Genomic DNA, 13257 nt, shown 5'->3' with positions numbered 1-13257 from the left:
TTCGGGTTGGCCTTCTGAGCCACGTTGGCGTACACTGCACAGGCTTGTTGCTCACTTTGATTCACAGAGCAATGGGCTCGGGGCCGTTTAGGATTCGACGCCGGTTGCGAAACTTTAGGTGCATGCCGAGTTGGTAACAGAACTCGTAAATCCACTGTTGCAACTTTCTATAGTTGCCAATGACGAAACCTACGGGGAATACGCTCTCGCTGCGTAAGCAGCCTTAGCCCTTCCCTCCTGGTACCTTCGGGTCCAGCAATCATCAGGGGATGTCTGTAAACCCAAAGTGATTGTCATATAGAACAGAATCGCCGTGCAGTACGTTGTGGACGAAGCGGCTAAAACTTACACAACTCGCCCAAAGCACCCTGCCCGTCGGGTCGCTGAGGGTTAACTTAATAGACACGGCTACGCATGTAGTACCGACAGCGGAGTACTGGCGGACGGGGGTTCAAATCCCCCCGGCTCCACCAAATAAGCGTTACAAATCAGGCACTTAGCGTTTCTCGCAAGTGCCTTTTTTGTGCCTGAATGGTTGGTTTTGGCTCGGTTATGCCAGCTTAATGACAGCTTTTGTAGTGATCCTGTAGAGTTTCCAAACTCTGCCTTCCCGTCTACCGTGGTCGGCATCTGCAACGAAGCGTGCGATGCTGTTGACGACGGATGAAGTGGCCGACCTCTCCGGCTATGAGCGGCCTGCAAATCAATCGCGCTGGCTGCGCGAAAATTCTATTCCATTTATTCTCGGCGGAGACGGACATCCAAAGGTGTTGCGCCAAGTCGTTATCAGCCGTCTCGGTGGGCATTGCGAGCCCAAGAGGTATCCCGAGCTCCGATTGAAATAAAGTTTGGTATTAACCTCATCCTCGGGTGCCAGCATGAGCAAACTGACTCTCACTGAATGGGCTAAAGATCATTTCAGAACGCCGCCCAGCCCCAATACACTGAGAAAATGGGCACGCGAAGGGCGAATCACTCCTACCCCGATCAAGCATGGACGCAATTACTACGTAGAGTCGAATGCTCACTATCGTGAACCGGCGCGGCTTGATAGGACGACTGGAAGAAGTCTGGTTGAGAGAATAAAGGCGGCTCGAAGAGGGCAAGGATCATGAAAATTCTTTCTCAGGTTACGGTGAGACTTCCCAGGCTTATGGAGGCCAGCGAGTACCGCAAGCTGCGCTATGCAGGTAATAAACCTAGTCTCCAACAGCTGAAAAAATGGATTGAGGAAGGCGAGATCGTCGGAGAAATCACGGGCGGAATGTACTTCGTGGATATACAGGCAGCGGTGCTGGGATCAGATGATCCATTACTTGCGCAGATGCTTAAGCTCGATTGAGCTGAGCATTAACCACGCATCCCCGCGTGGCTATATTGAGCATGCGCCACGACATCCATTCGGCGGGTAGCCTTTTACTTTTAGTATCGGGTGCTACGATTTAGAGCTGGTGCGGCCTCCACCCACCATGCCGAAACTGGTGCTCGCTGCAGAGCTCGATGGAGGTCGCACCCTTTCCCAAAGGCATAGACTCATGGATAAGCTCATCGTCCAACCCCGCATAATCAGAGCAAAGCAGGCGCCAGGTTATCTCGGCATGTGTCGCGACATTTTCAATAAGATTGTGCGGCCCCATGTGAGCGAATTCCCAATCGGCCAGCAAGGCGTGGGATTTGATCGAATCGAGCTAGACAAATGGGCAGATGCTTACATCGCGGAAAACTCGGTTAAAAAGCTTCAAAGAGTAGAGGAACCACATCTTCTTAAAGACACACCGCAATCAGAGTGGAAAAAGCGCAGCCCCGCAAGGCTTGGCCAGAGATCCGGCCTATCCACCCATAAGCCTGCGACTTCAGAGGATTTCTATAAATTGGTGGACGAACTCTTGGGAAGGTCTGGGGTCAAGAAGGATCGTCGCCGGAACAGGCAGCCGCCCCCTCCGGTTGACCAGTAGGCTGCATAAAATTCTCCTGTCATTTGATTGGATTGTCCCCTAGCGAAACAGGGGCGGAGTGAGCTAGTTTTAGAGCTAGAGATACTCAATCCACTTCGGAAATTTTATGGAAAATGGAAACCCGGCCTCGCGCCTCTTGGATGTTTTGATCGAGGCTCAAGGCATCAGTAGGACGATCACCACCCGCCAAGCTTGGACCAAAATTCTGGACGCAGGGAAAAGTACGGCCCTGATGCATGAGCGTCTTTCAAAGGTAATGAATTTGTCCGAAGAGACATTTCAACTGGTTAATGAGCTGTTTCCTAGACAGGCGAGGGCATCGCAAACATGGAAGACAGCACTTGACACAGGATTTCTCAATCAGGAAATGAACGGGCAATTTGAGTCATTTATTGCACACGTCAGTTCCACGGCAATTGACCACTTAACATCTGCGGCAGAGCTCCTAGAATTCAAGAGCCCGAGTAAGTTAACCAGTCTACAGATTCAAGAATTCATCAAATCCCTGAATGAGCTGGTAGAAGAAGTCTTATCTGGAGATCTGGAAATAAAAGTAAGGGAGTATCTTGCTAGATCCCTTAGAAAAATCGTCACCGCGCTGGAAGAATACCGGCTGGGTGGCGAAATCCCGATTATATCATCTATCGATGCATTGCTTGGCCATAGTGCCTTTGACAGCGACTATAGATCAGCTATCAGCGAAACTACTGTCGGCTCAAAAATATTGAATGTTTTAGGTGGTATCGCTGACGCAGTTACGGTGGCCACTCCGGTGGTGCCGTTGCTTCTGACCGAGTCGTTTAAAAAAATGATAGGGGTTTAGTGTTTCATTAGAGACCCAATATACGCTTGGCACGCCTGCAGCGCGATCAGGCCACGGTCGCTAATGTCGGTGATGGCGATACTTCGTTGAGCATACGTAAGGGTCAAGTCGGGTTTGCACCTAGCCTCAGTCGGCACGTTGCTGGCGCAATACCAAAGTGCCTGCATTCAAACTCGCCAACCATAGCGGTAATATCGCGCTCCGATTTGCTTCGGGACGAAAAACCTCAAGGACGAACAAGGATGTTGCATGAGTGGTTATGTTCCAAACCCGCCGAAGGGCTATCGCAACCAAGGCGTAGAGCCTGTTGATACCCATGCCCAGCGTTGGGCTGAGTACAAAGACCTCCCATTAAAAGAAGACGCCAAGCCCAACCCCGTGGGTTGTGTGTTCGCGAAAAGCTGTGATCTCCCTGACGGTGTGATCGATCACAAAAAGCCATCCGGCTTTATTCCTGTCGAGAAAATTGCCAATTTCGGCGAGTTCGCGATTCTCGGCGGCCGTGAAACTGATGCACAAGGGAACATCCCCCTCAAGAAAGTCAGCGGAGCGCTACCCGCAACTTTGGGAACACTTCTGCTGGGCGGGGCTGCCGCTTCGGCTGCGGGTGTGTCTTGCGGTGGATTATGCAGTGCTGGTGCTGCTGTTGCGACAGGGAGCACCGCAACCGGTGCAGGTGCTGCTGGCGCTACCAGCGTCGTCACTGCCGGTGTAGCGGCTGGTGCTTTGGTGGGTGTAGTTGCGCTACTGTGGCCTTCGAGCTTGGGTGATAGCGCCCTATACACCGAAGAACAGCTCCAATCACTCAAAGAAGGCCGTACTCGAGTTCGAATACATGTCGAACAGCAGGCTGATGGCACCCTGAAGGGATATGGCTACAACACACAAAAGCGCACCGACTGGGAGATGATTCCAGTGGTACAGTTCGTTGAGCAAGGCTCTCAGCAAGTGGCAGACTTTGGGGACGGCGTAACACTGATCTGGACTCCAGCAGTTGATCCATCCAGCACCTCGGGGATTCCCCCTTTGGAGGCCGCCCCCCAAGCGCCTCAGATATGGATTTATCCACCCACCGAACAGGCTGATACCATCATCGTCAGCCCAATCTACCCGGACACTTACAAAGACTTCATCTTAATATTCCCAGCGGGATCAGGCGTACAACCGCTGTACATTGTCATCAATGCTCGCTACTCCCCTGGCGCAGTGACTGGACAAGGGCAAGATGTGTCCGGTATCTGGCTTGCTGGAGCTGGCGCAGGCCTTGGCGCACCGATTCCGTCAAGAATTGCTGATCAGTTACGGGGGCAAAAATTTAAGAGCTTCGACGATTTCCGGGCAGCGCTATGGACTGCCGTGAGCAATGATCCCGAATTGCTCAGCCAGTTCAAGCCCACCAACCAAGAGTGGTTAGCAAAAGGCAATTCTCCATTCGCGCCGAAAGCAGAACGAAACGGAAAGAACGGTCGCTACGAGATCCATCACATAGAACACATTCAACATGGTGGGGCTGTCTACGACGTTGATAATCTCTGTGTAGCAACGCCTAAACGCCACGCTGAAATTCACAAGGAAGACCGGCAAAAATCATGAAAAACACATTCAATGAATATACTGAAGGTGAGTTCGTAGCCCTCCTGCAGCGCATCATCAGCCACGATGGAACAGAACCGGAAGTGGATGAATTAGTGTTCCACTTTGAGGAAGTGAGCGAGCACCCGGGGGGCTCTGATCTGATCTTTTACCCGGAAGACGGAGCTGATGATTCAGCGGAAGGCATCACCGAAACTGTAAAACAGTGGCGTGCTGCGCAAGGTATGCCAGGCTTCAAAGCGTAGTTGCTGAGTAAGGTGTCGACTGCCGGAGTTGTGTTTGCGCATCCACTCCGGCCGCTCCTCTCTAATTCGGTGCTGACACTTCTTTTGCGTAGGCCTGGCAGGCCGCCAGCGCAATCAATCCTCGATCGCCGTCACCGGTGATGCCGACAATTCGCTGAGCATGCGCGGGGTCAAGTTCGGCTCTTGTGCCTCCATGAACCACGCCGCCGGCGCTGGCAGGGGCTGACACCCCGTCACTACCGCCACGGCCGGAGACGGCGGCGAGTAGGACTGACAACCGGACATCAGCAGTGGCAAGGCGGCCAGACAGGCGTTGCTGAGCGTTCTTTTCATCGGTCAGTTCCTTGTAATGGGTTTCATCGTTGGTCGTTAAGCGGCGCTCCAGGGCGGCGCGCTTGTCCTGCTCGATCACCAGCGCGGCCGTCACCGCTTCGGCGCGAGCCGTCGCCGTCTGCGCCTCGGCGGTCGCCTTCTCAGCCGCTTTCTGGCCCTGCTCGGCGAGCGCTTGGCCATAACGCCAGTCTTGAACCGCCCACGCGCCGCCAGCGGCCGCGACGGCGATCGCCAGCAGCACCAGGGCGATCGCCCAGGGACGCACTGCCGACGGAATCAGATCGAGGATAGGCATAACACCTCCTTGGCCACCGCCCACAGGGCGCGGCGATCGGCTTGGCCGTTGGTGCCGCCATTGATCACCCGCGTGATGCGATCGAACAGGCCGGCGTCGGCCAGCTCGCTCAAGCCGCGATCCCACCAGTACCAGGCCGCCGACAGCGCCGCGAACTCCGGCTGCTCCAACAGCTCAGGCTCTTCCAACAGGGGCAGCCCCAGGGCTTTGCCGCACAGTCGGTAGGTGTCGCGGCCAGTGATACCGATCAGGCCGCGCCCCCGGTAGCGGTAGCCGTCGCCCGAGGCCTCGGGACCGTTACCCATGCGATCGGCGTAGACGCGGCTGGCCATCTTTTCCGAGTTGCGCAAGTAGGCCTTGGCGTCTTCGACTTCGGCCGGATCGACCCGGCCATTGTGGTTCAGGTCAAAGCCTGACTTGAACAGCAGCGCGACCCGCTCGGGGTCTTTGTAATAGAGGCTTTCCGACAACTTGGTCAGGTGGCCTGACTCGTGCCCGGCCTGGGCGAGAAACGCGGCCTGACGCACCGGCGAACCGATGTCAAAGCGCGCCATGGCGCGATTGAGGGCCAGCACAAAAACGCCCGCGACAGGGCGGGCGTTGGGGAGGATGCGCAGCAACTGCTGCTGAATAAGCGGCATAAAAACTCCAGGCATAAAAAAACCGCACGCGGCGGGTGATGGGGCGCCGAGGCGCTATTACAGACTGACAACCTTGACCGGCTTCGCCGGCTTCTTCGCTTTCTTGCCTTTGGCGTTGGCCTTGCCCTGCTTGCCACCGTTGCACTCGATCGAGGTCGTCCAGCCGGACTGGGTGTAAAGCTGCTCGACCGAGTCCACCAAGTACTGGCCATCAAGGCCGACCTTGAAACCCTGGGCATTAATCGAGCGCTCGGCGAACAGGTCCGTGCGCCCGGGCATTTCCAGGCGAACGTCGGCCGTCGAACGATTAAACGCCGCCAAGCGCGCCTTGGCGGCTGCCTCGGCGGCGGTCTTGTTCGGGTAGATATGTCGATCGGTATGCACCGCTGGCAGGCCGTCCGGCACGTCGTCGTTATCCAGGGACACGACCGCGAGCTTGCCGGTCTTCTTGTCTTGGTGCTTGGCCCCCACCGACTTGTGCGCGTTGCGATCGCCGAACTGGAACTGCCAGCGGCTGACGTCGCTGCGCGTCAGGGTGATCGCGCCGAAGGCCTTGCCGCTGGCGCTCTGACCCGCTTGGCGGGGCATGACCAACAACTTGCCGTCGGCGACCTTGGCCGTGCAGTCGTATTGCTTGGCCAGGCGCGTGATGAAACTAAAATCCGACTCGCTGAGCTGGTCCGCCCGAGCGACCTTGGTGGACACCGGGCACACCGGCTGCCAGCCATTGCGCGCCGCAATGTCGGCCACGATCTTCGACAGTGGCACGTCTTCCCAGCTACCGCTGCGGATGGTCTTGCCGCTGCCGCGCATGTCGCTGGCCTTGCCCTTGATCACGATGGTGTCCGGCGGACCTGACACCGCGACATCGTCCACCACGTAACGGCCCATACGGGCCAGTGACGTCTCGGCATAGCCCAGGTAGACCTCGACCCCCACGCCCTTGCGCGGCAGCGTCACCAGGCCGTCACGGTCATCAATGCGCAATTCGAACTCGTCCGACTCCATGCCGGTCTTGTCCGTGGTGCGCAGCTGGATCAGTCGATCATTGATCAGCCCGGTGATATCGGCCCCATCGACAACGATTCTAAAGCTGGGGGTCATGGATTTTGTCCAATAAAAAACCCGCACCAGGCGGGTCGAGATCAGTAGGCCGTTACGCGTAACGGATGGTGTGGCCGGCGGCGACTCCGGACGGCGTCAATCCCACAGGGTGACTTGCTCGGCGACCGGGGCCGACAGCGCCGGCAACACGATCAGCACGCCGGCGCGAAACGGCTGCGGCTCATCGGCCAGCCCCTGGTTGGCATCCAGCACCGCTTCCACGGTGCCGCTCAAGTGGCCATAGAAGTTATGGCAAATGGTGTCCAGCAGATCCCCGTCAGACGTTCTGCATGTCGTCGCCATAACGCACAAACTCCAGAGTGAACCCTTGTTTACGCGGAATCCCGCCCTGCATCAGCGCGCCCTGTTCTTCTTCAAGACTCTTGAGGCACCACGCGCCCAGCACGTCGCCATAGCCCGTGATCAGGGTCAGGGGTTGGAGCTGGGCGCCGAGCGCGCGCAACGTGTCGAGCTGCTTCAGCCCGCCCTTGAAGCCCGGAAAAATCACCCCCTTCAGCGTGATTTTTTCGTCGCCCATGCCCACCGCTTGCTGCGCCGGGCGGCGCGACAGGCGTTCCTGTGAGGCCCAACGGAATTCGGTCGAGCGGCGCAACTCATCAAACGCCGCCGTGTCGAGGTTGAAGTGATACGGCTGCGCCTTGGGGTCTTGCGGCTGGATGGTCAGCAGGTGCGGGAACGGCTTCACCGCCTCCGGCGCCGGCGTCTGATCCGTGGCAAAGGCCCCCGTGGGCTCGATGTTGGCCAGCGCTGGGCTGGCCTTTCCGGCGATCTTGTTAATCGCCGTCGCCGCCTTGCCCGCCTGCTCTTTCAGCACCCCCATGCGCTCATCAATTTGCGACAACGCGCGGGTGGCCGTGCCGTAGGTGGCCACCACCTGGCCGACTTTGGCCTGCGCGGCATTCACCCCGCGCATGACCCGTTGCAGCTTGGCCCCGATCGCCGGGCCGACAAAGGGCAAGCCCTCCAGCTCGGACGCGGCGCCAGTGATTTCGCCGATCGCGCCATTCACCGGCCCGAGCATGCCGTCCATGCTGCGCCGACCGGTTTCACCGGCCGAGGCCAGGTACTTCAGCCCCGACTGTAACTGCCCCAATGCTTCCATGAGCCCTCCTGATTAAACGTGCGCCGCGTCAAAGAGCTGTTTGCTCTCCATTTGCTTGGCCATCTCGCGATAGTGCTGATCGAGCAGCGGCCTGAGCTGGGCATACAGCGTCGCGGCGTCCTTCACGTCACCGTTCACCACCAGCGAAAACGGCGCCTGGATATCCACCTTCGACTCTATTTTTGGCGGCTCGGCCTTGACGGCCGGGGCCAGCGCCAACGGCCCAGCAGCGGCTCCGGCGGCCGCACTGGCCGGCGGCAACATCATGGCCCGCGCGGCATCGCCGGGCACGGCGAGCGGCCCCACGGCTTTCGGCGCGGCGAACGATCGGGCGATGTCGCCCATCACCGGCGGAATGTCCTTGCCGGCATTGGCCATCATCAACGGCCCGGCGATCGGCAGCGTCTTCAGCGCATCGTCACCGCCAAACATCGACTTACCGACCACACCGCCCAGGGCGTCACCGCCCATGCCGCCCAGGGCACCGCCGACGATGCCGCCGACGACCGTGCCAATCACCGGCACAATCATCGTGCCGAGGGCCGCCCCCGCCGCCGCACCACCCAACGTGCCGGCGAGACCTCCGGCGGCCCCGCCGTAGCCTTCGGCCTTCTCGTCCCGCGTCTCGGCGTTGTTGTAGGTGTCGACGGCCTTGTACCCGGCCTCGGCCACCGCGAACACCGCCGCGCCTTTCATTACCGAGCCGACACCGAGGCCACGACCACCGCCCCCCCGGCCGCCTTTCTTACCTTTCTTGCCCTCGCCATCGAGGCCGCCGCCGTCCAAACCGGCGCCCCCACCCGCCGGCATATTGGTCACGATCACCTTTTGCGGGATGTTCGGATTCGCCCCCAGCGAGCCGCGCCCGATGTTCAGCAGGCCCTTGGCGATCTTGAAACTGCTCATCGCCGTCTGAAAGGCGATCACCGCCGCCACCGCCGCACCGATGCCCGACACCACCCGGGGCGATTCGTCCGACAGTTTGCTCAGCCCCTGGGTGACGTAGGTCAGCCCGTCCGCCACCGCATCCGTGACCGGGCGGAACGCGTCGCCGATCGCGCGCATGGCGTCGTCCATGCCCTGCGCCATTTCCGACCACTTCTGCGCCGACGACTGCCGGCGCTCCGCAAGGTTCTTATCCAAGATCCCCGTGGCGCTGGCCGAGTCGGCTTTCAACTTGGCGTACAGGTCTTTGTTCTGCATGTACGCGGTCAAAGCGCCCTTGACCTGCATGTCGGCGAACAGATCGCCGGTGCGCAAGGCTTGTTCCAGGGAGGCAATCATGGCCTTGGCCTTTTCCGGGTCCGTCTCCTGGCTGATCTTGGCCGTGGCCTCGGCCATGGCGGCGGCCTTCTTCGGATCGGTCGCCGCGATGTACTTCTGCGCCAGCTCAAAGCTGGATTCCAGCGTGGATTTACCGTTCTGCAGCCCGGTATTCATCGAGCCCTGATAGTCGATCCCGACCTTTTTATAGGCTTCGACCGTGTCACCCGACCCGATCTTTTCCATCCAGTTCTTGAGGTTGTTCGCCGCCTCATCGGAGCCGCCGGCAGTCTTCATTTGCACCTGCAGCATGGCGCCCAGTTGCGTCACCGAATCCATCCCGGTGATGCCCAGCTTGCCCATGCCTGCCAGCAACTCAGGGAACCAACGCGCCATGTCGGCCGCCTCAAAACTGCCCGCCTGGCCTTGGTAGGCGATCGCCTCCAGGGCCTTTTGCATCATGGCCGGGTCGGTGATCTTGGCGTTCTGCCCCAGGGCGTTGATCATCTTGGCGGTTTCGGTGCCATCCGAGCCTTGGCCCACGGAAAACTTGGCCGCCGTCGGGGCGTACTTCAGCGCCTTGTCCAGCTCCATGCCGGCGCCGACCAGGGCGTTAACCACCTCGGCCACCTGATTGCGCGCCATGCCGGTGTCCCGCGAAGTGTCCACGATCGTCTTGGACAGCTGCGCCTCTTCGGGCTTGTTGGCAATGTTCGACTTGATCGCAATGTCCCGAATGATCGCGCCATAGTCCGCACTGACCTTGGTCGGAATCGCCATCGCCGCCGTGGCGGCCACCGCTTGGCCGACACTGCTTTTGAGCTTCTGCTTACCCTCATCCAGTTGCTGGTGACCTTTGGCCTTCAGCTCAGCCTTGGCGGCCGCCTGACCCATGGCGTTGTAAGCCTTGGTCAGATTGTGAACTTCAACGCCTTGCTTCTTCAGGCTGCTGATATTGCCCTCAAGCTGTTTCAGCAGGGCGTTGGCCCCCTTCTCGCCCGCCAAGTGCGCCTTGCGCCACTCATCGCGCAACCGCATGGTGTCGCCAATGGTCTTTTCCAGCACCCGGGCTTTTTTGCCTTCGGCCTCCAGGCGCTTGATGCGGCTGGTAACATCCTTGAACGCTGAGCCCACCGTGGAGCTGACCGCCCCGCCAATGACCAGGCCGAGCGCGAGTTTATTTGCCATGTGCGTGCCCTATACGTCGGGTAGTTCAAAGGCGGCTCAATCCGTGAGCCACCAAACCATCTCAGAAAAAGGCATGGCCTTGATCTCGGCCGCCGAGAAACTAGTCTCTTTCGCCAAGCGTCGGGCCAGCGCCTTTAGGGTGGCGGCATTACACGTCGTCTTCTTCAACCAGACGAAAATAGCCGGCCTGCAAACGGTTGTAGTCTTTGTATTTCAGGCCCCCCAACTCGACATCGGTGGCCGTGAGCAAGCTGCAAAACAGGCTCTTTTCCATCTTTTCATAATCGCCACCACCGGCCGCCTTGGCGGCGTCCATGTCCCTCACGCTGGGCGCACGCATCGTCAGCTTGTCAACGACCATCCCGTTAAAGTTGGCCTTGTAGGCCAGCGTTACGGTCACGCCGTCATCGTTGAGCGCCAGCCACTTCGGCAATGCCTTGGCTTCGTTTGCTTGAGTCATGTTCATTGTCCTTAGAGACCCAGGGCCGAGCGTTCAGCCGCCGACTGATCGACACCGTCGACCACCTGAATCATGTTGATAGGATCGATCTCGTACATCACGCGACCGTCGATTTCGAGCTTGTAATAAACCAGCTTCAGCGCGTGCTTGATTTCGGACTTGTCGGCCGGCTTCCAGTCGCCCATGTCGACCTCTTTGATACCGCCGCGCATGGTCACGATCACCGGCGTCACTACGCCTTTCAGCCCCTTGAAGGCCGCACGGAACACCACGTTGCACGCGGTCTGATCGGCCAGGCCGAAGTACTTCAGCGACTCGCGGCGCACGCCGTTGGTGGTAAACGCCGCCTCGAGCTTTTCCAGGCCCATGGCCATTTCGATCGGGGCGGACATGCCGCCACCCTGATAGTCGTCGGTCTTTTGCGTCAGCTTGGGCAGCGACAGGGTCGGCACGTCGCCGGCAAAGCTGATGCCGTCGACAAACGCGGCGCAGTTGGAGAGAACTTGAGGAATCATTGAGCGGCCCCCTTAGGCGGTTTCAAGAACTTCGGTCAACCATTCGTTGGTGACTTCAATGAGGAAATTCGGGTTTTCTGCCGGCGGCACGTCAGTGAAGCGAATGCGCCAGTAAATTTTGCCCTGCTCGATTTGGCTGGCCGTGTTCATTTCCTTGTCCGCGTAGACTTCGAAATTGATCACCGCGCCGGCGTTCTTCTGGTCGCGCATGAACGCCTGAAGACCCTCGGTCACGTCCGCGACATAGGTCTTGGTGATCGAGCGATCGACCGCCCATTTGTGCCCCGCCTGGATCGCATCCATGAGGATGTCGCAGGTCCGCACCCGCGTGACGAACGACCATTTCGGGTCGCTGGACAGCGTGCGGTTACCCCACAGGCGATAACCGCCGTCACGAATGATCGTGGCGATGTTCGCGTTGTTCAGCAGGTTGGCCCGGCAGGTGGCGTCGTTGTCCAGGTACTCGATCGGGCGAGTGGTGCCGGTGATGCCGACAAACTCCTTGTTCGACGGCGACGCCCAGTAACCGTAATTGGCATCGGTCCAGGCAAAGAGCCCAGCGACCCAGGCCGAGCCGGGCGCGTCGACCGTGGCGCTCAAGAGCGTGTCCCAGAACTGCACCCCCGGATCGACCATGTACAGGCGCTTACTGCCGAACTCCAGGGCGTAGGCCATGGCCGCCTCATCGGTGGTGTTCGGCCCGTCGAGGATGGCGATCGCGCGCAACTTGCCGGCCAGGGCATCCATGGCCGTGGCGACCGCTTGGGTGGCTGAATGTTTAGGGGCGACCAACAGTTTCGGCTGGGCGTTGTGCTTGCTCTTGCCGTCAAGCAACGCCTGCAGGCCGGTACGCTGGCCACCGGCGAGAACGCCACCAATGATGGCCGACGTTTGCAGCGCGGCGTCTTCAAGCTTGGGCACGCCAACAGCAACAATGACCGCCTTGGCCCGCACATAGATCGCCGCTGCCGCCTTGGCAATCGCCGAGTCAGCGCCGAACGCCGCGATGGCTTCGCGCTCGGACGTGATCAGCTTCAGCTCGCCTGCCAGCGCCGTGCCGCCGCCGAGCATGCCGGGGGTGAAGGTGTCGCACAGACCAATGATCGAGGACGACGGCAGCGAAATAGTCCGCGCGCCGGTTTCGATCAGCGTGGTGGTGACGCCGTGGATAAAACCACTCATAAGGGTCAATCTCCAGAAACGAAAAAGCCCCGCATAAGCGAGGCTGTCAGGGATGTTCGTGTTACGCGTAACGGAAAAGAAAACGCCCCGTCAGTGCGGGGTGTTTAAGGGACTTGGGCGGCGATCCACTCGGGCGCCGCTGGCCGGGATTCTTCGGCCGGAAATTCCGGGGCTTGCGGCCAGTCGCGCAGACTCTGCACGTAGACCAGAAGCTCACCGAACTGCTCAGGCGTCAACGTCGTTTGCGCCCCAATTTCGAGCTGGTCGCGGTGCCGCTCACGCAACCACTTAACCCGCTCGATCTCTGTATCACGCCAAAACCGCTCTTGCGCCGAAAGCTCCTCGACCGTTAGAGGCAAGGGATCGACCAGAATCGGCAAGCCCTTTTCGTCGTGACTGCGAACCTTCCCAGCAGCCGGGTTAACAATTACCTCCTCATAACGTTGATCCGTGATTTCCACAGCATCATTCGGCATTGCGGCATGAATCCCGCTCACATAGGTCGTCTGCGTAGTCTTGCTGTAATAGCGCTTCATC

The 13257-nt window shown here is 59.2% G+C and carries 17 protein-coding genes, 1 other RNA gene and 1 pseudogene; 8 read left to right on the top strand and 11 right to left on the bottom strand.

Annotated elements, in window-relative coordinates:
• Window positions 1-79: 79 nt before the first annotated feature.
• From ssrA to ACYZT7_RS04920, 6 genes are all read left to right on the top strand, one after another.
• Window positions 80-473: a transfer-messenger RNA gene (ssrA, locus tag ACYZT7_RS04945) on the top strand.
• A 174-nt stretch (window positions 474-647) separates the two neighbouring features.
• Entirely contained in the window at window positions 648-845 is a 198-nt protein-coding gene (locus ACYZT7_RS04940; RefSeq protein WP_462040183.1) for a DUF4224 domain-containing protein, read from the top strand.
• 33 nt (window positions 846-878) lie between these two features.
• The gene (locus ACYZT7_RS04935; protein WP_462040182.1) at window positions 879-1115 is read left to right on the top strand and encodes an excisionase; all 237 of its coding nucleotides are present in this window, start codon (window positions 879-881) and stop codon (window positions 1113-1115) included.
• Complete coding sequence (locus ACYZT7_RS04930; protein WP_462040181.1) at window positions 1112-1342, top strand: hypothetical protein; 231 nt, start codon at window positions 1112-1114, stop codon at window positions 1340-1342. Before ACYZT7_RS04935 ends, ACYZT7_RS04930 begins: the two co-directional genes overlap by 4 nt.
• Window positions 1343-1535: 193 nt before the next feature.
• Complete coding sequence (locus tag ACYZT7_RS04925; protein WP_462040180.1) at window positions 1536-1955, top strand: hypothetical protein; 420 nt, start codon at window positions 1536-1538, stop codon at window positions 1953-1955.
• 106 nt (window positions 1956-2061) lie between these two features.
• Entirely contained in the window at window positions 2062-2778 is a 717-nt protein-coding gene (locus tag ACYZT7_RS04920) for a hypothetical protein (RefSeq protein WP_462040179.1), read from the top strand.
• Here ACYZT7_RS04920 and ACYZT7_RS04915 read toward each other — a convergent pair.
• Window positions 2775-2876 (bottom strand): annotated as a pseudogene (locus tag ACYZT7_RS04915) (lysis protein); the annotation flags it as partial. The gene ACYZT7_RS04920 and the pseudogene ACYZT7_RS04915 sit on opposite strands and share 4 nt — an antisense overlap.
• Before the next feature lie 151 nt (window positions 2877-3027).
• Between ACYZT7_RS04915 and ACYZT7_RS04910 the strand changes: the two are divergent.
• Window positions 3028-4371, top strand: coding sequence for an S-type pyocin domain-containing protein (locus ACYZT7_RS04910; RefSeq protein ID WP_462040178.1), 1344 nt, complete (start codon window positions 3028-3030; stop codon window positions 4369-4371).
• Entirely contained in the window at window positions 4368-4616 is a 249-nt protein-coding gene (locus ACYZT7_RS04905) for a bacteriocin immunity protein (protein ID WP_187676686.1), read from the top strand. Before ACYZT7_RS04910 ends, ACYZT7_RS04905 begins: the two co-directional genes overlap by 4 nt.
• A 61-nt stretch (window positions 4617-4677) precedes the next feature.
• On the opposite strand, the gene ACYZT7_RS04900 is transcribed toward ACYZT7_RS04905, so the two are convergent.
• From ACYZT7_RS04900 to ACYZT7_RS04855, 10 genes are all read right to left on the bottom strand, one after another.
• Window positions 4678-5244 carry a lysis protein gene (locus tag ACYZT7_RS04900; RefSeq protein WP_462040177.1) on the bottom strand — a complete coding sequence of 189 codons (567 nt, stop codon included), beginning with the start codon at window positions 5242-5244 and terminating at the stop codon, window positions 4678-4680.
• Window positions 5226-5885, bottom strand: a complete 660-nt coding sequence (locus tag ACYZT7_RS04895) for a glycoside hydrolase family 19 protein (protein WP_462040176.1) — start codon at window positions 5883-5885, stop codon at window positions 5226-5228. Before ACYZT7_RS04895 ends, ACYZT7_RS04900 begins: the two co-directional genes overlap by 19 nt.
• Before the next feature lie 57 nt (window positions 5886-5942).
• Entirely contained in the window at window positions 5943-6989 is a 1047-nt protein-coding gene (locus tag ACYZT7_RS04890) for a phage late control D family protein (RefSeq protein ID WP_462040175.1), read from the bottom strand.
• Between the two features lie 96 nt (window positions 6990-7085).
• Complete coding sequence (locus tag ACYZT7_RS04885) at window positions 7086-7292, bottom strand: tail protein X (RefSeq protein WP_462040174.1); 207 nt, start codon at window positions 7290-7292, stop codon at window positions 7086-7088.
• Window positions 7267-8112, bottom strand: coding sequence for a phage tail protein (locus ACYZT7_RS04880; RefSeq protein WP_462040173.1), 846 nt, complete (start codon window positions 8110-8112; stop codon window positions 7267-7269). The genes ACYZT7_RS04885 and ACYZT7_RS04880 overlap by 26 nt, the downstream gene beginning before the upstream one ends.
• A gap of 12 nt (window positions 8113-8124) precedes the next feature.
• On the bottom strand, window positions 8125-10563 hold the full coding sequence (locus ACYZT7_RS04875; RefSeq protein WP_462040172.1) for a phage tail tape measure protein: 2439 nt from the start codon (window positions 10561-10563) through the stop codon (window positions 8125-8127).
• A gap of 148 nt (window positions 10564-10711) precedes the next feature.
• Window positions 10712-11023: a phage tail assembly protein gene (locus ACYZT7_RS04870; protein WP_462040171.1), complete on the bottom strand. Its 312-nt coding sequence runs from the start codon at window positions 11021-11023 to the stop codon at window positions 10712-10714.
• A gap of 11 nt (window positions 11024-11034) precedes the next feature.
• Window positions 11035-11538 (bottom strand): phage major tail tube protein, encoded by a 504-nt coding sequence (locus ACYZT7_RS04865; protein WP_462040170.1) that lies wholly within the window; start codon window positions 11536-11538, stop codon window positions 11035-11037.
• A 12-nt stretch (window positions 11539-11550) separates the two neighbouring features.
• Window positions 11551-12720 carry a phage tail sheath subtilisin-like domain-containing protein gene (locus ACYZT7_RS04860; protein ID WP_462040169.1) on the bottom strand — a complete coding sequence of 390 codons (1170 nt, stop codon included), beginning with the start codon at window positions 12718-12720 and terminating at the stop codon, window positions 11551-11553.
• 104 nt (window positions 12721-12824) lie between these two features.
• On the bottom strand, window positions 12825-13256 hold the full coding sequence (locus ACYZT7_RS04855; RefSeq protein ID WP_462040168.1) for a tail fiber assembly protein: 432 nt from the start codon (window positions 13254-13256) through the stop codon (window positions 12825-12827).
• Window position 13257 lies beyond the last annotated feature (1 nt).

The organism is Pseudomonas sp. RT4P38 (genome assembly GCF_054897765.1).
Note: the sequence above shows the minus strand (reverse complement) of the source record. Positions and strands in the feature narration are given on the sequence as shown.